The sequence below is a fragment of the Bradyrhizobium sp. USDA 4341 genome (assembly GCF_054063755.1).
Genome location: NZ_JBSSGO010000002.1, coordinates 8,522,817 through 8,543,299 on the forward strand (window position 1 = coordinate 8,522,817; position 20,483 = coordinate 8,543,299).

Below are 20,483 nucleotides of genomic sequence, written 5' to 3' on the forward strand. Positions count from 1 at the left end.
TGCCTAGCCTAGCCTGCGAGGCCCTGACGCGCCGGATCGCGAAGCGCTGACGACTTCAGACGCCGGGCCTTCGTCAGCGCCTGTCCGAAGACCTCGCCCGTATGGACCAGTTCCTCGCGAGTGGGTGGAATGTCCAGGATGAACGTCCCGTAGCCGGCCGCGGCGTAGCGCGCGAGTTCGTCGGAGACGACCCTGTAGTCGCCGACCAAATACGGGCAGAAGGTCTTGTAGTTTTCGAACGGCACCAGCCAATAGGGCGTGTCCTGGGCGGCCGTTTCGGCTGCGAGATCGGACATCTGCTTGTGCCACGCCGAATCCGAGACCTTCATGGCCAGCTTGTGCGCCAGTTGCCCCTTCTTGTCGGTCGGGAAGCGTTCGTGCGCGACGCGCCAGGCCTCTTCGGCGCTCGCGCGAGCGATGATGCCGACGCGCACGCCCGAGCCGACGCAGTCATCGTCGGCCTGCCCGTACTCTGCGGCCGGCTTGGGATACTTCACCGGCGTCGCGCCCAGCACCTTGGCGGCCGCGAGCCCCGCTTCCGAGGAGCCCGACACGAATATGCCGGGCAGCAACTCCCGCGGCAGCGGTGGGGTCATCCGCAGATTGCGGACGGCATGGAATTGGCCTTCGAGCGTCACCGGTTCGGCGCTCTCCAGCAGCAGCTTGATGATGCCGGTGTATTCGACGAGCCTCGCATAACGCTTGTCGTGCGCCGTCGCATCGCCGAGCGCTGCAAGCTCGGTCGTGTAGCCGCCCGCGACCATGTTCAGATAGAGCCGGCGTCCGTACATATGCGCGAGCGAACTCACCATCTTGGCGACGCTGTACGGGTGCATGTAGACCGGCTGCACCGCCACCAGCGGACAGAGCTCCCTCGTGCTCTGCAAGATGACTTGCGAGACGAGCCAGGGATCGACCAGGGAATTCTCCGTGTAGACCAGGATCCCTTTGCACCCCGCCTCTTCGCTCCAGCGGGCGACGGCCTGCACCCGTTCGACATAGTCAGCCGCCGGCACCGCGCCGGATTGCGGGCACGTGCTGAAGACTTCGAACCGAATGTCGGAAAACGTATCCATCATCCACCTCCGTCCAAAGGTGTCGAAACGCCGTGGCTGGTGGAGAACCGGATCATGGTAACAGATGCGTTCGTAAGCTCCCCCGACGCAAAGGTGGTACTCCGTCAAGCGATGGGAACGAATGCCCGGCCGACTATTCGGAGGCGGCGCACTGCACTTTTGCGGACCTTGATTTCCGCGGCCTCTCTGCAACGATGCTGCGGCACCTGCTCGATTTTCCCTTGAGCGCGATCCGTCCAGGGGTGTTGAATGGCGAAAGTAATCGGCATCAGTGGATTCGAGAGCTCGATCCCGTTCAAGCGGAAGCACTGGCCGGGCCTGGAGGAGCGTGAATACCGGATCTCACAGGGCCACGATTCGGCCGCGGTGCTGGTGGTCAACGGCAGGATCGTAGCCGGTGCCGCCGAAGAGCGCTTCAACCGCAAGAAACACACCGGTGATTTCCCGATCGGCGCTGTCAGCTACTGCCTGGAGACCGCTGGCCTGAAGCCGTCCGACATCGACGTGATCTCTCACGGCTTCGACTATGCGCCCTACAAGGCCGCGTTCATGCTGGATCCGACCTCCGCCCAGCAATACAGGGAGGTCTTCTCGCGCGAAAAACTGCTCTCGCAAGTGGATCAGCACCTGCCCGGGTTTCCGGCCGGCAAGGTCCACCACGTCAACCATCATCTGTCCCACGCCGCCAGCGCCTACTACACCTCCGGTTGGGACGAATGCCTGGTGGTGATCCTCGACGGCATGGGCGAGGTCCACGCCGTCACCGTCTATCACGCGCACGACAACGCGATCGACAAGCTCGCGGAAATCACCGCCCAGGATTCGATCGGCATCCTCTATTCCGCGCTGACGCTGCATCTCGGCTTCGATTTCAACTCCGACGAATACAAGATCATGGGCCTCGCTCCCTACGGCGATCCCGCCCGCCACCGTGCTTTTTTCGAGCGGACCGTGGAGCTGCGCGACGACGGCCTGATCAGGATTCCGCTGCTCCGCCTCAATACCGAGCGCCATGATCGCGAAACCTACGGCGCGACGCGACGTCATCTCGGTGAGTATCTGATCCCGGCACGCGCGCCCGACGGCGACGTCACCGACGACCATCGCGACGTCGCCGCAGCGCTGCAAGAATGCCTCGACAGCGTCATGCTCCACATCTGCGGCCATTTCGGCCGTAGCACCGGCCTGCGCAGGCTCGCGATGGCGGGCGGCGTCGCGCTCAACTGCACCGCCAACGGCCGCCTGCTGCAGTCCGGCCTGTTCGACGAGATCTACGTTCAGCCGGCCGCAGGCGACGACGGCTCCGCGCTCGGCGCCGCGCTCTGGTCGGCATCGCGCGACAGTGGCGTGAAGAACGTCCGGATGCCGGTCCCCTTCCTCGGCCCCGCACCCACGCAAACCGAGATTTACAGGGCGCTGGTCGACACCGTCGGCCGCATCGAGATCACGCGCTTTCCGGATCTCGACGAGACCTGCGCAGCGGCGGCCAGGCTGATCGCCGCCGGACGCGTGCTCGGCTGGTACCGCGGACGCATGGAGTTCGGCCCCCGCGCCCTCGGACATCGCAGCATCCTGGCCGATCCCGGTCATCCTGACATGCGTGACCGCATCAACGCGATGGTCAAGATGCGCGAAGCCTTCCGCCCGTTCGCGCCGGCGGTCAGCCTCGAGCAGGTGCATGACTGGTTCGAGGTGCCGAAGGGGCTCGAGCTTCCCTACATGATCATGACCGCCGACGTGCGCCCCGAGCACCGCGCCGCGCTGCCGGCGATTACGCATGTCAACGGCTCGGCCCGCGTGCAGACGGTCGGCGTCAGGGACAATCCCGAATTCCACGCGTTGCTGCGGGCGGTCGGCCGGGCGACCGGCCGAGAAATGGTGCTGAACACGAGCTTCAACGTGAAGGGGCAGCCGATCGTCAACACGCCCCGCGAGGCCATCGACACCTTCCTCGGCACCGGGATCGAATATCTCTTCCTCGAGAACGTGCTCGTCCGCCGCGCGGGACAGATGTAGCCGGCACTGGCGAAAAGGTGAGGGGGCCGAAGCCCCCTCGCTGACGACTAGCGCCGGTGTCCGCCGTGATGTCCGCCGCCGTGATGGCCGCCACCATGATGTCCGCCGTGATGACGGTGCCCGTGATGATGGCGGGGGTAGAAGCGCGGACGATGATGCCATCTGTGATGGCGCGGTCCGTAGCCGTAGCCCGGTTGCCAATAGCAGCGGCCCCAGCGATCGCAGACCTGGCGCACCTTGTCGACATTGGACGTTTCGCCTGCGATGTGGCTAGCCTGCGGAAGCCCGTTCGGCATCGCCGATGCCGCACCGGACATCAACGCTGCGCTTCCGAGCGCGGCCAGTCCAATAACGGCAAGCTTGATATTCATTGAGATCTCCTTGGTTGAAGCCTGAAAACGTCCATGCAGCCGCTTCGTTGCTGCGACAAAAAAGCCAGGCAGGTGCACTCGGTTCTGGCGATGCCGGTTCAACGCAGCAAATGCGGGAGTTGTGAGGTCGCCCCGTGCGCGGGCGACAATTGGCCGCGCGACAGAATGGCGACGGATCGTGCTCGCATGCGCTGCATGAGATGTGCAGCCGGAGCGTGAACTAGAACGGCCGCGCACATGCGCAGCCGGGCGCCGGGATCACGAAAGCTTGAGCCTGCCGCGGCCAAAGAAAAAGCGCTGCCATCGCCGATGGCAGCGCTTCGATATCTTCACCTCGATATCTTCCTGGCCCCGACCGGCGCGTGGCGATCCCAATGACCGGTCGCGGCCGATCCACTCGCCCTGGTCGATCGCGTTCGCGGTGTCGCGATCGTACCTGTGCTGCCGTTCAGTCTTCGTTGGCGGCGATCGATTCCATCAGCGACACCAGTTGGCGCTGCACGGTCTGATCCTTGATCTTGCTGTAGGCGCGCAGCAACCGGAGGCTGAACGCGCTGTCGAGGAACAGCAGGCTCTCGACTTCGCGGGCCTTGTTGTCGCCGTCGTAGAAGAAGGTCACCGGCACGTCCAGCGCGGTCGCGATCTGCTGAAGGCGGGCAGCGCCGACGCGGTTCACGCCCTTCTCGTACTTCTGAACCTGCTGGAAGCTGACGCCCAGCTTGTCGCCGAGTTCCGCCTGCGAGATCTTCTGTTCGACACGGCGCAGACGAATCCGCTTGCCCAACTCAATGTCCGGCTTGCCGGCGCTGCGCTGCTTCATCTTCTTTGCTGCTGATCTGTTCATTCTTGTGACCCGTCCTTCAAATCGAGAATCCCTGGCCCGGTCGGGTCAGGGACACGTTCATGATGTACCGCGTTAAGCTCGAGTGGATCGTCAGTTCGTCTGAACGACGAAATCCAAGAAGATCGCGGGATGGTATCCAAACGCACATGCGCATTGGAAGCACCCAAGTACCGAATCGGTCGACTACCTGTAGTCGACCGCACCAAGGTGTCTGTCGACACCCCGCCCTCTACATTTGGCAAAATATTGACCAAACCACAACTAGCGCGAGTTTGATCGACACAGATTTTGCGCGCATGCTTACTGGGCGGCAATGCACTGCGCCCGTAGTTCTACGGGCAGCCAATATTGTACGAGCGTCCTAGTATGGATGCAACCCCAGCTAGTGCATCCTGAGGTCGCGGCGACGGTTCGCGGTTGCTTGACTGAATCGCCGCCAATGCGAAAAGTTTGACGTAAGTCCAAGTCAGGCTTTCGGAATGTTGCTGGACAATTGCCTAAAAGTTCTGAATCATCGGGAACAATTGTGCGCCTACGGAAAGCCGGCGAACTCTGGCAGGAGAGGCCAAATGAAGCGGAAGAGGGGAACACCTCGACTCTACCTCGCGGCTTCGGGAGTGGAAGATATGCCGGTCGCAAATACGGAAGAACGGTTGCTGGCGCTGCTGGCAACCTTGGAAGAATGTCAGGCATTTCTGACTGACCGGGCGAACACGGAGACGGCGCGGCTGTTGTCCCTTGCCATCCTCGAGCTCCGGATGGAGCTGCACAAGGTGACGGATTCCGAGTTGAAGGCGCTGTGTGACATGATCGCGTCGGACGAGCCGGTGCAGGAACCGGCGACCAGGCAGTTGCCGCCGTATCTGCGGCTCATCAAGTAAGCCGGCGCCCCGCGCCATGCGCGGGACGCTGCCGGCCGGTGTCGCACGGCTCAGCCCGCGGTGACGTCGACCGCCTCAGTGCCTTCGAGCACGCGCCGGGCCTTGTCCCGGTCAAGGTCACCTTCCCAAGCCGCGACCACGACGGTGGCGACGCAATTGCCGATCAGATTGCCGACGGCGCGCGCCATGCCGATGAACCAGTCAACCGAGAGCACCAGCACGAGGCCGATCGCCGGGATGCTCGGCACCGCATTGAGCGTCGCCGCCAGGATGACGATCGCCGAGCCCGGCACGCCGTGCGCGCCCTTCGACGTGATCAGCGACACGCCGAGCACCAGCAGCAGGTCGCCGAACGACAGCGGCGTGTTGGTCGCCTGCGCGATGAAGACGACCGCCAGCGTTAGATAGATCGAGAACGCATCGAGGTTGAACGAATAGCCGGTCGGAATCACGAGGCCGACCACCGAATCCTTGACGCCGAAATGCTCCAGCTTGCGCATCACCTGCGGCAGCACCGCGTCGGAGGATGCGGTGGCGACCACGATCATCAGCTCCTCGCGCAGGTAGCCGAGGAACTTGAGGATATTGATGCCGGCCAGCGCCATCACCCCGCCGAGCACGCCGAGCACGAAGATCGCGACCGAAACGTAGAACAGCGCCACCAGCGACAGCAGCTGCTTCAGCGAGCCGACGCCGTATTTGCCGACCGTGTAGGCGACGGCGCCGAGCACGCCGATCGGCGCGAAGCGCACGATCAGGCCCATGGCGCGGAACAGCACGGTCGAGACCGCGTCGATGAACGAGGTGATTTTCTCGCCCTTGTCGCCGCCGACCAGCGCCAGGCTGACGCCGAAGATGATAGCGAAGAACAGGACCTGCAGCACGTCGTTGCGCGACAGCGCGTCAAACGAGGTGGTCGGGATGATGTTGAGCAGGAAGCTGCCGATGCCTTCGCCCTTCAGCTTCTGCGCGTTGCTGGCATAGTTGCCGAGCGCCTTGGCGTCCAGCGTCGAGGTATCGATGTTCATGCCGTGACCGGGCCCGAACAGATAGGCCAGGATCAAGCCGACCACGAGTGCGACCGTCGTCATCGCCTCGAAATACACCAGCGCCTTGACGCCGACGCGTCCGACTTTCTTGAGGTCGCCGGCGCCCGCGATGCCGTGCACCACCACGCAGAACACGATCGGCGCCACGATCATCGAGATCAGCTTCAGGAAGGCATCGCTGAAGATCTTCAGTCCGATCGCGAAATCGGGCGCGGCCATGCCGATGATGATGCCGAGCAGCAGCGCAACGAGCACCTGCACGAACAGCGATGTATAGAGCGGCTTGCGTGCAACTGTGGCTTCCGCTGCGATGGTCGACATGAACTCCCCCTGTTTTTGGCCGGTGTTCTTGGCGGCCGATCCCACCCCATCTTAGCAACTTGCGTGCCAAGATGTCGCAGGATTGGGCGCCATTTACCCGGTCATTCGCCGGCTTCGAGGGTGCTGGTCACCGTGTAGACGACGCCGTGGGGCAGGAAATCGACCGTGGCTTCGCCGCCGAGCTGGTCGCGGGCGCTGCGCTCGATCAGCCGGGAGCCGAAGCCGCGCTGCACCGGCGCCGTGACCTCTGGGCCGCCGGCCTCTGTCCAGATCATCCGCAGCTTCGGTCCGGCGCTCTCCTCTAGGATTTCCCAGTCCAGCGTCACCGTGCCGGTGTCGTTGGACAACGCGCCGTATTTGGCGGCGTTGGTCGCCATCTCATGCAGGAGCATCGACAGCACCAGAGCAAGCCGGGGCGACAGCGGCACGCGCGGCCCGAACATCTTGACCCGCTCGGCGGTGTTGTTCAGCAGATAGGGCCGCAGCACGCGGCTGACCACGTCCTGCAGGTCGGAGCCCTGCCATTTGTCGGTCGAGAGCAAATTGTGCGCCTCGGCCAGCGCGCCGAGCCGTCCCTCGAACTTGTCGCGCTCGGCGCGGCTCGCGCTGCGGAAGGTCTGCGTGGCGATCGATTGCAGGATCGCCAGTGTGTTCTTGACGCGGTGGTTGAGCTCCTCGATCAGGAGGTCGTGCAGCATCTCGCCGCGTGCGATCGTGGTCGCCATCCGCACCGCAAAGCCGAGGCCGACCAAGAGCAGGACGCCGCCGATCAGGCTGGTGATCGCGAGCGAGCGCCACAAGGGCGCCACCAGCGAGTTCTCGGCGATGCCAGCCGCGACGGTCCAGCCGGTGAGACGCGATCGAGTGAAGCCCGTGATCAGCGCCACGCCTTCGAGCGAGAGGGTCGGCAGTGTCGCCTCGCTGCGGCGGAATATCTCGGCAAACAACGTTGGCGAGGCGCGCTGCCCGATGGTCGCCTGCGGATTCGGCACGCGGGCGAGGTTGACGCCGTCGCCGTCGAAGATCGAGATGGTCCAGTCCTGGTTCAGGCGCTGCCGCTCGATCATGGCCTGGAAGACCTCGATCGGCGGGCTGAAGGAGATGTCGTAGAGCACTTCGCCGTCGCGTATCACCGGCACCTCGACGGTGATGATCAGTTGCTGCTTCACCTCGCCGAAGAACAGGTTGGAGTATTGCGGCTGCCGCGTCGCAAACACCTTCTCGACGATCTCGAGATTGTTGCGCGGCGGCAGGCTCGCGGTGTCCGGCGTCAGCGAGGAGAACGCCTGGCGTCCCCTGCGGTCGGCCACCAGCACCACGCCGTCCTTGCCGTACTGGTCGAGAAAGCCGGCCGCGACGCGGCGAAAGTTGTCGAAGTCGCTGTTGCGCAGCGAGTTGGTCAGCGCCAGCACCTGTAGTCCGCCGGTCATGCGCTGCATTTCCGCATCGAGCAGCAGGCGGATGCTGCACGCCGTCTCCAGCACGCGCTGCGTGGCCGCCTGACGATCCCGCTGGTAATTGTGGAAGACGATCCCGACCGCGAAAACGATCAGCGGCAACATCGTCCCCGCGACCAGAAGCGCGAGACGCACGGGCAATGTCAGTTTCGGCACGATGTCCCCGGGTCGGTGCCCGTTTGCGGTGAGCTTAGGGGAAGCGGGAAAAGTCCGCCAAAGGAAATGACCGGCAATGTGAAAAATTCCGCGGCGCCTAGAGCATGATCCGGAAAAGTGTGAAGCGGTTTTCCGAAAAGATCATGCTCAGACGAATTGTGCGCCGCGAAAGAGCTCTTGGTCAGAGATTGCTCTCGGTGATCGCGGCGTAGACCATGGTGCGCAGCTCGCGCCGCAACGGATACGCGCTCGACGGCAGCACCTGGGTCATGAAGATCGTGATCAGCTCCTCGGCCGGATCGATGAAGAACGATGTCGTCGCGGCGCCGCCCCAGTTGAATTCGCCCGGGCTGCCCGCGATCAGGGTCTGCGCCGGGTGCATGGTGACGGCGAAGCCGAGGCCGAAGCCGATGCCGTTATAGGCGGCTTCGGCGAACATCGAGCGCGACATCGCCGGCAGGTCGACGCCGCCGGGCAGATGGTTGGTGGCCATCAGCTTCAGCGTCTTCGGGCCGAGCAGCCGGACGCCGCCAAGCTCGCCGCCGTTGAGCAGCGCGCGGCAGAAGGTCAGATAGTCGGCCGCGGTCGAGCACAGCCCGCCGCCGCCGGAGACCAGCGAGGGCGGCGACAGGAACGAGCTGGTGGCCGGATCGTCCTGCAGCGTCAGCGTGCCCTTGCGCTCGGCGGCGAGCGGGTTGAAGCCGCCCTGCGGGTCGGCGGAATAGCAGGCGGCAAAGCGGTGCGCCTTGTCGGCCGGCACGAAAAAGTCGGTATCGTTCATGCCGAGCGGCTTGAAGATGCGCTCCTTCAGGAACTGCTCGAACGGCATGCCCGAAATCTTGCCGACGAGATAGCCGAGCACGTCGGTTGAGACCGAGTAATTCCAGGCTTCACCCGGCGAGAACTCCAGCGGGATCTTCGCCAGGTCCTCGATCATGCTGTCGAGCGTGCCGGCCTTGATGACCTCGCCGATCTTCTTTTCGCGATAGGCCGCGTCGACATTGGAGCGCTGCTGGAAGCCGTAGGTGAGACCCGAGGTGTGGCGCAGCAGATCGACGATGAGCATCGGCCGCGTTGGCGGGCGGGTCAGGAAGGCGGGCGCGGTGCCGGCGACGAACACGCCGAGGTTCTTCCATTCCGGAATGTATTTGGCGACCGGCTCGTCGAGCGCGACCTTGCCTTCCTCGACCAGCATCATGAAGGCGACCGAGGTGATCGGCTTGGTCATCGAATAGATGCGGAAGATGGTGTCGTCCTTCACCGGCACCCTGCGCTCGAGATCGGCAAAGCCCTGGACGGTGGAATGCACGATCTTGCCGCGGCGAGAGATCAGGAGCTGGGTGCCCGGAAAGCGGCCGGAATCGATGTAGCGGCTCTTCAGATGCGCTTCGAGGCGGTTGAGGGCGGTGGTCGACATTCCCGCGGATTCGGGCGAGGCAGGCGTGGGAGCTAACATCGGGCATTTTCTCCGGCTGGCGAGGCAGCCTTGATAGCCGAAAAGTGTCCGCTGCAGCAATCGGCCGCCGCTTACCGGCACCGGGCCGGTGGTGTACGCTCGCCCCTGCAATCGCGCCCTCTAGGGATACGGGAAACGCCGAGATGACCCAGTTCAACGAAACCGAGCTCACCACAGCCGTCATCCGCAGCTTCGACCAGACGCCCGATCCGCGGACCAAGTTCCTGCTGCAGGAACTGGTGAAGTCGCTGCACGACTATGTGCGCAAGACCGATCTCACCTTCGAGGAATGGGACCACGCCATCGGCTTCCTGACCCGCACCGGGCAGAAGTGCACCGACATCCGCCAGGAATTCATCCTGCTGTCCGACGTGCTGGGCGTGTCGATGCTGGTCGATGCGGTCAACCACCGCGATCGCGACGGCGCGACCGAGACCACCGTGCTCGGCCCGTTCTATGTCGGCGAGCACAAGGTGACGCCGCACGGCACCGACATCTCGGCAAGCCTGCCCGGCGAGCGCATGTTCGTGCAAAGCCGCGTCACCGACCTCGACGGCAAGCCGCTGGCCAATGTGCCGGTCGATATCTGGCACGCGGACGACGACGGATTCTATGACTCGCAGAAGCCGAGCTATGCCACCGAAGGCCCGTCCTCGCGGGCGCGCTTCGTCACCGATGCCGACGGCCGCTTCTTCTTCCGCACCATCGTGCCGTGCAGCTATCCGATCCCGACCGATGGTCCGGTCGGGCAGATGATCACGCAGACCAACCGGCATCCGATGCGGCCGGCGCATGTGCACTTCCTGGTCAACGCCAAGGGCCATGAGCCGCTGATCACGCATGTGTTCGTCGAAGGCGACAAGTACATCGATTCCGATGTCGTGTTCGGCGTGAAGGACGAACTGATCGCCAAGGTCGAGCGGCACACCGATCCTGTGATGCCCGACGGCCAGCGGTCGGATGGCCCGTGGAGCCTGATGACCTACGAATTCCACGTGAAGCCCGGCGGCGGAATGGCGCCCGCGCCGCTCGGCACCAAGGTCGCCGAAGACGCCTGATCACTGCCGTCCAAGCGCTCTGCTCGATTCATGTGCGGCGCACAAGAATTGGGCGGATCGCATTTTTTGGCAGCGCGCGGGGACGCCGCGCGCGCTGTGACAAGTTGCGCAAAACATTGCAATAAAATCGATTTTTGCACTGCGGTGGCTTGGCACAAGGCTTGAATAGTCAGGTGCCGACGCCATTGAAGCCGTCCCTCGAGGCCACCCCATCGGATTTCTGACGCCGCTAGACCGGGGCATCCCCGGTGCATGCCCTTTTGCGCCCTGCGCGCGTCGCCACCCGATGCACGGTGCTCGACGCAAAGACGCAACGCCGTAACGCAACGACGCAAAGGACGACCGATGACCAAGCCCAGCAACACGCCCCGAGGCCGCGCGATCAGCCGTCGCCAGCTCCTGAAGGCAACCGGCGGCGCCGCCGCCCTGCTCGCCGCAGCCAAGCTCAATTTTCCCGCTGGTGCATTCGCGCAGGGCGCGGGTCCGGAAGTGAAGGGCGCCAAGCTCGGCTTCATTGCGCTCACCGATGCGTCGCCGCTGTTCGTCGCCAAGGAGAAGGGCATCTTCGCCAAATACGGTATGCCCGACGTCGAGGTGCAGAAGCAGGCCTCGTGGGGCACCACGCGCGACAATCTCGTGCTCGGCTCCGAGGGCAACGGCATCGACGGCGCGCATATCCTGACCCCGATGCCGTATCTGATCTCGGCCGGCAAGGTGACGCAGAACAATCAACCGACGCCGATGTACATCATGGCGCGGCTCAATCTGAACGGCCAGTGCATCTCGGTCGCCAAGGAATATGCCGATCTCAAGGTCGGCGTCGATACCACGCCGTTCAAGCCGGCACTCGAGAAGAAGAAGGCCGGCGGCAAGGCCGTCAAGGCGGCCATGACCTTCCCGGGCGGCACGCATGACCTCTGGATTCGCTACTGGCTCGCCGCCGGCGGCATCGATCCCGACAAGGATATCGAGACCATCGTGGTGCCGCCCGCGCAGATGGTAGCCAACATGAAGGTCGGCACGATGGATTGCTTCTGCGTCTGCGAGCCGTGGAATCTGCAGCTGATCCATCAGGACATCGGCTACACCGCGATCACGACCGGCGAGCTCTGGGACAAGCATCCGGAGAAGTCGTTCGGCCTGCGCGCCGCCTGGGTCGACAAGAACCCGAAGGCCGCGAAGGCGCTGCTGATGGCCGTGATGGAAGCCCAGCAGTGGTGTGAGAAGGCCGAGAACCGCGAGGAGACCGCGGCGATCTGCGCCAAGCGGCAGTGGATCAACTGCCCGGTGGAAGACATCACCGACCGCATGAAGGGCAAGTTCGACTACGGCACCGGCCGGGTGGTCGAGAACTCGCCGCAGCAGATGCGGTTCTGGAAGGACAACGCGTCCTATCCCTACCAAAGCCACGACCTCTGGTTCCTGACCGAGGACATCCGCTGGGGCAAGTACGAGGCGGGTTTCGACACCAAGGCGCTGATCGCCAAGGTCAACCGCGAGGATCTCTGGAAGGAGGCCGCCAAGGAGCTCGGCGTGCCGGCATCGGAGATCCCAGCCTCGACCTCGCGCGGCAAGGAGACCTTCTTCGACGGCAAGGTGTTCGATCCCGCCGATCCCGCCGCTTACCTGAAGTCGCTGTCCATCAAGCGTGTCGACGTCTGAGTTGACTATAGGGCCGCGCTCTGGCGCGGCCCGTCCTCTGACCACGGAGATTGTCTGTCAATGTCGATGCCTGCCATGAAGACCGAAGTGTCAGCGGTGGCGATCCCGCCGGCCGCTGCCGCGGCGCCGGTCGTGACCATGACGCCGAAGCGCGCGCCGCGCGCCGAGACCTACGCAAAGATAGCGAAGGAGACTGCGGCGCGCGTGGTGCCGCCGCTGATCGTGATCGCGCTGCTGCTGGTGGTGTGGGAGCTGATCTGCCGGCGCGCCGGCTCCAGCCTGCCGCCGCCCTCAAAAGTGTTCAAGGACACCAGGGAGCTGATCCTTGATCCGTTCTTCGACAATGGCGGCATCGACAAGGGCCTGTTCTGGCATCTTTCCGCCAGCCTTCAGCGCGTTGCCTACGGCTATTCGCTGGCGGCGATCGCGGGCATCGCACTCGGCACGCTGGTCGGCCAGTCGATCTGGGCGATGCGCGGGCTCGATCCGCTGTTCCAGGTGCTGCGCACCATCCCGCCGCTGGCCTGGCTGCCGTTGTCGCTCGCCGCATTCCGCGACGGCCAGCCCTCGGCGATCTTCGTCATCTTCATCACCTCAGTGTGGCCGATCATCATCAACACCGCGGTCGGCATCCGCAACATCCCGCAGGACTACCGCAACGTCGCCGCCGTGGTGCAGCTCAATCCGCTGGAGTTCTTCACCAAGATCATGATCCCGGCGGCCGCGCCCTACATATTCACCGGCCTGCGCATCGGCATCGGACTGTCCTGGCTCGCGATCGTCGCCGCGGAAATGCTGATCGGCGGCGTCGGCATCGGCTTCTTCATCTGGGATGCGTGGAATTCCTCGCACATCAGCGAAATCATCCTGGCGCTGTTCTATGTCGGCATCATCGGCTTCGTGCTCGACCGCCTGATTGCGGGGCTGGGCAAGATCGTGACCCGCGGCACGGCTGCGAACTGAGGGACAAGTCATGCAGGCCTATCTGAAGCTCGACCACATCGACAAGACCTTCACTCGCGGCAGCGCCAACACCGAGGTTCTGAAGGACATCAACCTGACGATCGAGAAGGGCGAATACGTCTCGATCATCGGCCATTCCGGCTGCGGCAAGTCGACCCTGCTCAATATCGTGGCCGGCCTCACCGGCGCCACCAATGGCGGCGTGCTGCTGGAGAACCGCGAGGTCAACGCGCCGGGGCCGGATCGCGCCGTGGTGTTCCAGAACCACAGCCTGTTGCCGTGGCTGACCGTCTACGAGAACGTCAAGCTCGGCGTCGACAAGGTGTTCGCCAGGACCAAGAGCAGGGCCGAGCGCGACGCCTGGGTGATGCACAATCTCAGCCTCGTGCAGATGGCGCATGCCAAGGACAAGCGGCCGAGCGAGATTTCGGGCGGCATGAAGCAGCGCGTCGGCATCGCGCGTGCGCTCGCGATGGAGCCGAAGGTGCTGCTGCTCGACGAGCCGTTCGGCGCACTCGACGCGCTGACCCGGGCGCATCTGCAGGATTCGGTGATGGCGCTGCACCAGAAGCTCGGCAACACCATCCTGATGATCACCCATGACGTCGACGAGGCCGTGCTGCTGTCGGACCGCATCGTCATGATGACCAACGGCCCGAGCGCACGGATCGGCGAGGTGCTCGAGGTGCCCTTGGCGCGCCCGCGCAAGCGGCTCGAGCTCGCGACCAACCCCGGCTACCTGAAATGCCGGCAGCGCGTGCTCGAATTCCTCTATGAGCGGCACAGCTTCGTCGAGGCTGCATGAGCAGCGCCTCGCTCACGTGAGAGCTTTTTTTCGGCCTCGCCGCAATGGCGCGGCGAGGAAGCAGCGTGCACGGAGGCACACATGACGGAAGACCAGGTCAAGCTCGTCCAGCAGACCTTCGCCAAGGTTGCACCGATCTCGGAGCAGGCGGCAGTCATCTTCTATGACCGGCTGTTCGAGGTCGCGCCCGGCGTGAAGGCGATGTTTCCCTCTGATATGACCGAGCAGCGCAAGAAGCTGATGGGAACGCTTGCCGTCGTCGTCAACGGATTGAGCAATCTATCGTCAGTGCTTTCCGCCGCGAGTGCGCTCGCCAAGCGCCATGTCGGCTATGGCGCCAGGCCCGAACATTATCCGGTGGTCGGCGGCGCATTGCTGTGGACCTTGGAGAAGGGCCTCGGCGAAGCGGCCTGGACGCCTGACGTCGCCGCCGCATGGACCGCGGCCTATGGCACGCTGTCCGGCTACATGATTTCGGAAGCCTATGGCAGCGCGCAGGCGGCGGAGTAGGGAGGCCGTCGTCGGCCCACGCCGCGCGAAATCAGTTCCGCTAGGAACTGAATATCCATCCCCGTCGTTGCGAGCGAAGCGAAACAGTCCATACCTCCGCTCGCCGAGATGTGGATTGCTTCGTCGCTGTCGCTCCTCGCAATGACGTACAGAACGATTTATGGTCCACCCGCTCCGCCAACGAGTGAACCAATAAAATGATGTTCCTGGAAACGCCGCCGAAACTGATCCCGACCGAGGTCTTCTCCGCCGTGCCGGCTGAATTCCGCCGCAAGGTGGCAAGCGAATGGGCCGACGCCAACCGGCCGGGCGCTGTGACCGACTGCTTCATCGAGGGACCATCGTTCGATGCCGATGGCAACCTCTACATCGTCGACATTCCGTTTGGCCGCATCTTCAGGATTGCGCCGGACAAGTCATGGACGCAGGTCGCCGAGTATGACGGCTGGCCGAACGGGCTGAAGATCGATCCGATGGGCCGCCTCCTGATCGCCGACTACCGCCACGGGCTGATGGAGCTCGATGCCAAATCGGGCGAGGTCACGCCGCTGCTGCGCTCGCGCAATTCGGAATCGTTTCGCGGCTGCAACGACCTGCACATCGCTTCGAACGGTGACATCTACTTTACCGACCAGGGCCAGACCGGGCTGCACGATCCGACCGGCCGGGTCTATCGCTTACGGGTGAGCGGCGCGCTCGACTGCCTGATCGACACCGGCATCAGCCCGAACGGCCTGGTGCTCGATCCGCACGAGGCGGTGCTCTTCGTCGCCATGACGCGCGACAATGCGGTGTGGCGTGCGCCGTTCATGAAGGACGGCAGCGTGTCCAAGGTGGGCCGCTTCTGCTCGCTGTTCGGCCCGAGCGGGCCCGACGGCATGACGATGGACAGAGCCGGGCGGCTGTTCGTCGCGCACGCCTCGCTCGGCCACGTCTTCGTGTTCGCACCGAACGGCGAGTGCATCGCGCGGATCAAGTCCTGCGCCGGCCAGAGCTGCACCAATGTCACGATCGGCGGCGCCAATCGCGACCGGCTCTACATCACGGAATCGGTGACGGGCACGGTGCTGGTCGCCGATATCAGCGGGCTCGACGGATAGTCACGCACCGGCGCTGGTACGAAGCACGCTGTCGCTTGGTGCGATGGACAGCAGCCAGTCGCCGAACACCTGCTCGGCTTGCGCGGCGACCGGCCTCGCCAGCGCCTGCGTCGTCGCGCGCAGTTCGGGGATCGAGACCTTCGCCGCCGACAGTTCGACGGCGTGGCCGACATACCATTCCTCGAGCTGCCGCGGATCGGCTTCGAGGTGGAATTGCAGCGCGAGTGCGTTGCGGCCGTAAGCGAAGGCCTGGTTCTCGTAATTGGCATTCGAGGCCAGCCGCACGGCATCCTTGGGCAGGTCGAATGTGTCGCCGTGCCAGTGCAGCACTTTTGTCTGCAGATTGCGCAGGCAGGATGCCTTGCCGTCCGCCGACAGGTCGATCGGCCCCCAGCCGATTTCCTTGACCTTGCCGGGGAACACGCGGCCGCCCAGCGCCTGCGCCATCAGTTGCGCGCCGAGACAGATGCCGAGCGTCGGCAGTCCGCGGCGGAGCCGGTGTTCCAAGAGCGCAAGCTCGGTCGAGAGGAACGGATAGGTGTCGGTTTCATAGACCCCGATCGGCCCGCCCAGCACGATCAGGAGGTCCGCGTTGCTGACCGCGCGATCGGAGAGGTCGTCGACCGGCGCGTCGCAGAACGACACGCTCCAGCCCGCGCGCTCCATGATCGGGGCCAGCAGCCCGAGGTCCTCGAACGCCACATGGCGGATGGCAATGGCGGAGCGGCGTGGTCGCATCGGCAACGTCCAGTGTTTTCGCTATATAATCTTGAATATAGCGTGGGGGACCGCGACGAGTCCAGCCACCACGGCGCGTGGCTGATCAGCGGTCGGAATGCATCTTCTCGAGAAAATCCTTCACGCCGCTGACGGCGCCGGTATTCGAGGCGACATAGCCGGGGAGCGCGCCCACGGCCTTGTGAAACTCGCTGCTCTTCATGATGTCGAGCACCCGCTGCATCGGCTCGGTCTCGAGGAAGGCGCGCTTGCAGACAAAGAAGTAGTCCTCCGTGAGCAGCCGGATGAAATCGAGGCCGAACTGCCGTGCGGCGGCCTCGACGCCAAAACTCGCATCCGCCATGCCGCTTGCGACATAGGCGGCGACCGCGGCATGAGTGAACTCCATGTGCTGGGCGCCATTGATCCGGCTTTGCGGGATCTTGTGCAGCGTCAGCAATTGATCGAACAGCAGCCGCGTGCCGGAATCATGATCGCGGTTGACGAAGCGGGCCTTGCGCTCGACCAGGTCCTTCAGCGAGGTGATCTTCAGCGGGTTGCCGCGCTTGACCATCAGGCCCATCTCGCGCGTGACGAAGTTGATCACGCGGTCCTCACGCGGGTCGAGCCATTCCCGGCAGGCCTTGATGCCCCGCGCGCGCAGTTCGCCGTGCGGCAGATGCACGCCGGAGAGATCGCAGGCGCCCTGCGCCAGCGAGACCAACGAGTTCTGGTTGCTGACGTAACGGAGGTCGACGCCCACGCCGCCTTCGCGATCGAGGAACTCGCGCAGCTTGGACACGGCAAAGCCGTGGCTGGCGTGAACCCGGATCACCTGCGGCCGCTGCGCGAGGAACGGCTTGATCTCGGTCACCAGCTCCTGCGCGAGGTTCTCGAGCTGCAATCCGAGCCGCGCCTGCATGCGCTCGCCGGCCCACACCAGCTTCTCGCCGAATGGCGTCAGCTTTGAGCCCTTGCCGCGCTGGGTCTCCACCAGCGGCACGCCGAAGAAGCCGGACCATTGCTCGATCAGATTCCAGACATGGCGATAGGACAGCTGCGCATCGGTGGCCGCACTGGTGATCTTCCCGGTCTTCCTGATCTCGTTGAGGATGCCGAGCATCACGACCGCGGTCTGCGGGCTATTCTCTTTCCGAAAGCGCCAGACGGTCTCGATCTCGATCTGCAGCATGGTGGTCACCACTTATGAAGTTGAGTTCATATCCTGGTATACCAATAGGCACAAGATATCATATTTACTAGGCATCAAAGCCTCCTACGTTGAAGAGCAACACCAGGAGGAAATATGATGTCGGTTGCATATGACTATGAACGCGCCGCCCGCCGGACCCCGACCGTCCCGGATGAATTGCTGCTGATCGATGGCGCCCGCGTCCGCTCGCTGTCAGGAAAAACCTTCAAATCGCTCGACCCCGCCACCGAGCAGGTGATCGCGACCATTGCCGAAGGCAATGAGGCGGATGTCGACCGTGCGGTGGCGGCCGCCCGCCGCGCCTTCGAAGGTCCGTGGCGCACCATGCGCGCCGCCGAGCGCGGCCATATCCTCTTGAAATGGGCCGAGCTGCTCAAGCAGCATGCCGACGAAATCGCAGCCCTGGAAAGCCTCGATGCCGGCAAGCCGATATCGGCGGTGCTGCGCCAGGATTTTCCCGCCGCGATCGATACGCTGACCTATTACGCCGGCTGGGCCGACAAGATCAGCGGCGATGTCGTCTCGACGCGCGACGACGCGCTGACCTACACCGTGCGTGAGCCGGTCGGCGTGGTCGCCGCGATCGTGCCGTGGAATTTCCCGCTGATGATCGGCATGTGGAAGCTGGCGCCGGCGCTGGCCTGCGGCTGCACGGTGGTGATGAAGCCGGCCGAGCTGACCTCGCTGTCGGCGCTGCGGATCGGCGAGCTCGCGCTCGAGGCCGGATTGCCGAAGGGCGTGCTCAACATCGTGACCGGCCCCGGCCGCGTCGTCGGCGACGCGCTGGTCAATCACCCCGATGTCGACAAGGTGACCTTCACCGGCTCGCCCGGCGTCGGCCGCGGCATCATGAAGGGCGCCGCAGGCAACTTCAAACGGGTCTCGCTCGAACTCGGCGGCAAGTCCGCCAATGTGATCTTCGACGACGCCAATCTCGAAGCCGCCGCCAAGGCTGCCGCGGCCGGCATCTTCTTCAACGCCGGTCAAGTTTGCTCGGCCGGCTCGCGCGTGCTGGTGCAGGAGAGCGCCTATGACGAGGTGGTCGAGCGGCTGGTCGCCCGCGCCGAAAGCCTGCGCATCGGCGATCCCGCGGATCGCGCCACTGTGCTCGGACCTGTCATCTCCGAGAAGCAGATGCGTTCGATCCTCGACTACGTCGAGATCGGCAAGAACGAGGGCGCGCATCTCGCCACCGGCGGCGCACGTGTCGGCGACCGCGGCTACTTCATCAGCCCCGCGGTGTTCGCCAATGTCGCGCACGAGATGCGCATCTCGCAGGAGGAGATATTTGGTCCCGTCGTCAGCGTGATCAAGTTCAAGGACGAGGCCGATGCGCTGCGCATCGCCAACGGCACGGCCTACAGCCTCGCCGCCGGCGTCTGGAGCGCCGATATGGGCCGCGTGCAGCGCTTCGCCAAGAAGGCCCGGGCCGGCACGGTGTGGATCAACACCTATGGCTATACCGACGTGCGGCTGCCGTGGGGCGGCGAACGCGACTCCGGCCTCGGCCGCGAGCACGGCACCGCCGCGCTCGACAATTTCACGGAGCCGAAGGCGGTGTGGATGAATCTCAACGTGTGAATTGTTGGCACGAGTGAGCACCACAAAAACAGATGTCGTCCCGGGCTTGACCCGGGACCCATCACCACAAGTTTTTGAATTGAAGAACGCTGTGGCCACAGCGTTCTCGACAACAGCGGTCGATGGCTATGGCTCCCTGCTTTCGCAGGGACGACGGTGGGGAGACATCGCTGCCTTATTCGATTATCCTTCGCGTGTGGCTTTAGTGCGAACAAGGGCAACCCGTGCAGACAAGAAAATTCGGCAACAACGGCCCGCAGGTCTCGGTGATCGGGCAGGGCACCTGGTATCTCGATCGCGGTGACCGCAAGGCGGCAATCGCTGCGCTGAAGCGCGGGATCGACGCCGGCATGACGCATATCGACACGGCCGAGATGTATGGCGACGCCGAGCTCGTGATCGCAGATGCGATCACCGGCCGCCGTGACGAGCTGTTCCTGGTCTCGAAGGTGCTGCCGAGCAACGCCTCGCGGCGCGGCACCATCACTGCCTGCGAGCGCTCGCTGAAGCGGCTGAAGACCGATCGCCTCGATTGCTATCTGCTGCACTGGCGCGGAACCACCCCGCTGGCCGAGACGGTCGCGGCGTTCGACGAATTGATCGCGGCCGGCAAGATCCGCTCCTGGGGCGTCAGCAATTTCGACGCAGACGATCTCGATGAACTGCTCGATGTCGCGGGCGAGGGCAGGATCGCCTGCAACCAGGTGCTCTACCATCTGCGGGAGCGCGCCATCGAGCACGCGGTCGTCCCGTGGTGCGAGCAGCATGGCGTGGCCGTGGTCGCCTATTCACCGTTCGGCCACAATGACTTTCCTTCCGCGTCGAGCAAATCCGGAGCGGTGCTGCAATCGATCGCGCAGGCGCACCAGGCGACGCCACGCCAGGTCGCGCTGAGCTTTCTCACGCGTCTGCCGTCGGTGCTCGCGATTCCGAAGGCGTCGAACGCGGACCACGCGGCGGAGAATGCCGCGGCGGGAGCGCTCGAGCTCAGCGGCGACGAGATCGCCGCGCTCGACGCGGCGTTCCCGCGCGGGCCGAAGCCGCGCTCGCTGCCGATGCTCTAATTCGCGGGATTCACTCAGGCTCTCCGCTCCACACAGTTCTTAACAAACCGTTGCAGGTGTGGCCGCAGCACAGGCTGCGGCGGGCGGTCGCGCGCGCTGGTGCATATCGGAGTCCCGTTTTCGGGCATTGTTCTTGCGGCGGAATTGGCGTTTTGTACGAACAGCAGATTCCCCTTATTTTGC

General features: G+C 64.2%; 18 protein-coding genes. 10 read left to right on the forward strand and 8 right to left on the reverse strand.

The genetic code is table 11. The features are described from left to right. Positions 1 to 8: 8 nt before the first annotated feature. On the reverse strand, positions 9 to 1,076 hold the full coding sequence (locus tag ACVIGB_RS45765) for an LLM class flavin-dependent oxidoreductase (RefSeq protein ID WP_456724320.1): 1,068 nt from the start codon (positions 1,074 to 1,076) through the stop codon (positions 9 to 11). Between the two features lie 249 nt (positions 1,077 to 1,325). Between ACVIGB_RS45765 and ACVIGB_RS45770 the strand changes: the two genes are divergently transcribed. After that, entirely contained in the window at positions 1,326 to 3,092 is a 1,767-nt protein-coding gene (locus tag ACVIGB_RS45770) for a carbamoyltransferase family protein (protein WP_456724319.1), read from the forward strand. Between the two features lie 47 nt (positions 3,093 to 3,139). Here ACVIGB_RS45770 and ACVIGB_RS45775 read toward each other — a convergent pair whose 3' ends face one another. Both ACVIGB_RS45775 and ACVIGB_RS45780 read right to left on the reverse strand, forming a co-directional pair. After that, positions 3,140 to 3,463 (reverse strand): hypothetical protein, encoded by a 324-nt coding sequence (locus ACVIGB_RS45775; RefSeq protein WP_456724318.1) that lies wholly within the window; start codon positions 3,461 to 3,463, stop codon positions 3,140 to 3,142. Between the two features lie 448 nt (positions 3,464 to 3,911). After that, on the reverse strand, positions 3,912 to 4,307 hold the full coding sequence (locus tag ACVIGB_RS45780) for a helix-turn-helix domain-containing protein (protein WP_016844123.1): 396 nt from the start codon (positions 4,305 to 4,307) through the stop codon (positions 3,912 to 3,914). 617 nt (positions 4,308 to 4,924) lie between these two features. Here ACVIGB_RS45780 and ACVIGB_RS45785 point away from each other — a divergent pair. Continuing rightward, positions 4,925 to 5,188 (forward strand): hypothetical protein, encoded by a 264-nt coding sequence (locus ACVIGB_RS45785; RefSeq protein WP_229167723.1) that lies wholly within the window; start codon positions 4,925 to 4,927, stop codon positions 5,186 to 5,188. 50 nt (positions 5,189 to 5,238) lie between these two features. On the opposite strand, the gene ACVIGB_RS45790 is transcribed toward ACVIGB_RS45785, so the two are convergent. The 3 genes from ACVIGB_RS45790 to ACVIGB_RS45800 form a co-directional block, all read right to left on the reverse strand. Next, entirely contained in the window at positions 5,239 to 6,558 is a 1,320-nt protein-coding gene (locus tag ACVIGB_RS45790; RefSeq protein ID WP_456724317.1) for a dicarboxylate/amino acid:cation symporter, read from the reverse strand. Positions 6,559 to 6,659: 101 nt separating this feature from the next. Next, positions 6,660 to 8,171, reverse strand: coding sequence for a sensor histidine kinase (locus tag ACVIGB_RS45795; RefSeq protein ID WP_456724316.1), 1,512 nt, complete (start codon positions 8,169 to 8,171; stop codon positions 6,660 to 6,662). Between the two features lie 181 nt (positions 8,172 to 8,352). Then, positions 8,353 to 9,627, reverse strand: coding sequence for a serine hydrolase domain-containing protein (locus tag ACVIGB_RS45800; protein ID WP_456724315.1), 1,275 nt, complete (start codon positions 9,625 to 9,627; stop codon positions 8,353 to 8,355). 143 nt (positions 9,628 to 9,770) lie between these two features. Here ACVIGB_RS45800 and ACVIGB_RS45805 point away from each other — a divergent pair, with 143 nt between their 5' ends. From ACVIGB_RS45805 to ACVIGB_RS45830, 6 genes are all read left to right on the forward strand, one after another. After that, on the forward strand, positions 9,771 to 10,685 hold the full coding sequence (locus ACVIGB_RS45805) for a dioxygenase family protein (RefSeq protein WP_092124940.1): 915 nt from the start codon (positions 9,771 to 9,773) through the stop codon (positions 10,683 to 10,685). Positions 10,686 to 11,030: 345 nt separating this feature from the next. Further along, positions 11,031 to 12,347 (forward strand): CmpA/NrtA family ABC transporter substrate-binding protein, encoded by a 1,317-nt coding sequence (locus ACVIGB_RS45810; RefSeq protein WP_456724314.1) that lies wholly within the window; start codon positions 11,031 to 11,033, stop codon positions 12,345 to 12,347. A 60-nt stretch (positions 12,348 to 12,407) separates the two neighbouring features. Next, a complete protein-coding gene (gene ntrB / locus ACVIGB_RS45815) occupies positions 12,408 to 13,310 on the forward strand; it encodes a nitrate ABC transporter permease (protein WP_456724313.1) in 903 nt (300 codons plus the stop codon). A gap of 10 nt (positions 13,311 to 13,320) precedes the next feature. Then, positions 13,321 to 14,115: an ABC transporter ATP-binding protein gene (locus ACVIGB_RS45820; protein ID WP_456724312.1), complete on the forward strand. Its 795-nt coding sequence runs from the start codon at positions 13,321 to 13,323 to the stop codon at positions 14,113 to 14,115. An 81-nt stretch (positions 14,116 to 14,196) separates the two neighbouring features. Continuing rightward, positions 14,197 to 14,625 carry a globin family protein gene (locus ACVIGB_RS45825; RefSeq protein ID WP_456724311.1) on the forward strand — a complete coding sequence of 143 codons (429 nt, stop codon included), beginning with the start codon at positions 14,197 to 14,199 and terminating at the stop codon, positions 14,623 to 14,625. 197 nt (positions 14,626 to 14,822) lie between these two features. Continuing rightward, positions 14,823 to 15,725 (forward strand): SMP-30/gluconolactonase/LRE family protein, encoded by a 903-nt coding sequence (locus tag ACVIGB_RS45830; protein ID WP_456724310.1) that lies wholly within the window; start codon positions 14,823 to 14,825, stop codon positions 15,723 to 15,725. Here the strand turns inward: ACVIGB_RS45830 and ACVIGB_RS45835 are convergent, their stop codons facing one another. Continuing rightward, positions 15,726 to 16,463: a glutamine amidotransferase gene (locus ACVIGB_RS45835; protein ID WP_456724309.1), complete on the reverse strand. Its 738-nt coding sequence runs from the start codon at positions 16,461 to 16,463 to the stop codon at positions 15,726 to 15,728. A gap of 85 nt (positions 16,464 to 16,548) precedes the next feature. Then, on the reverse strand, positions 16,549 to 17,634 hold the full coding sequence (locus ACVIGB_RS45840; protein ID WP_212311277.1) for a substrate-binding domain-containing protein: 1,086 nt from the start codon (positions 17,632 to 17,634) through the stop codon (positions 16,549 to 16,551). 117 nt (positions 17,635 to 17,751) lie between these two features. Here ACVIGB_RS45840 and ACVIGB_RS45845 point away from each other — a divergent pair, with 117 nt between their 5' ends. Continuing rightward, positions 17,752 to 19,236, forward strand: a complete 1,485-nt coding sequence (locus ACVIGB_RS45845; protein ID WP_456724308.1) for an aldehyde dehydrogenase family protein — start codon at positions 17,752 to 17,754, stop codon at positions 19,234 to 19,236. A 224-nt stretch (positions 19,237 to 19,460) separates the two neighbouring features. Continuing rightward, on the forward strand, positions 19,461 to 20,300 hold the full coding sequence (locus ACVIGB_RS45850) for an aldo/keto reductase (protein WP_456724307.1): 840 nt from the start codon (positions 19,461 to 19,463) through the stop codon (positions 20,298 to 20,300). The last annotated feature ends 183 nt before the right edge of the window (positions 20,301 to 20,483 follow it).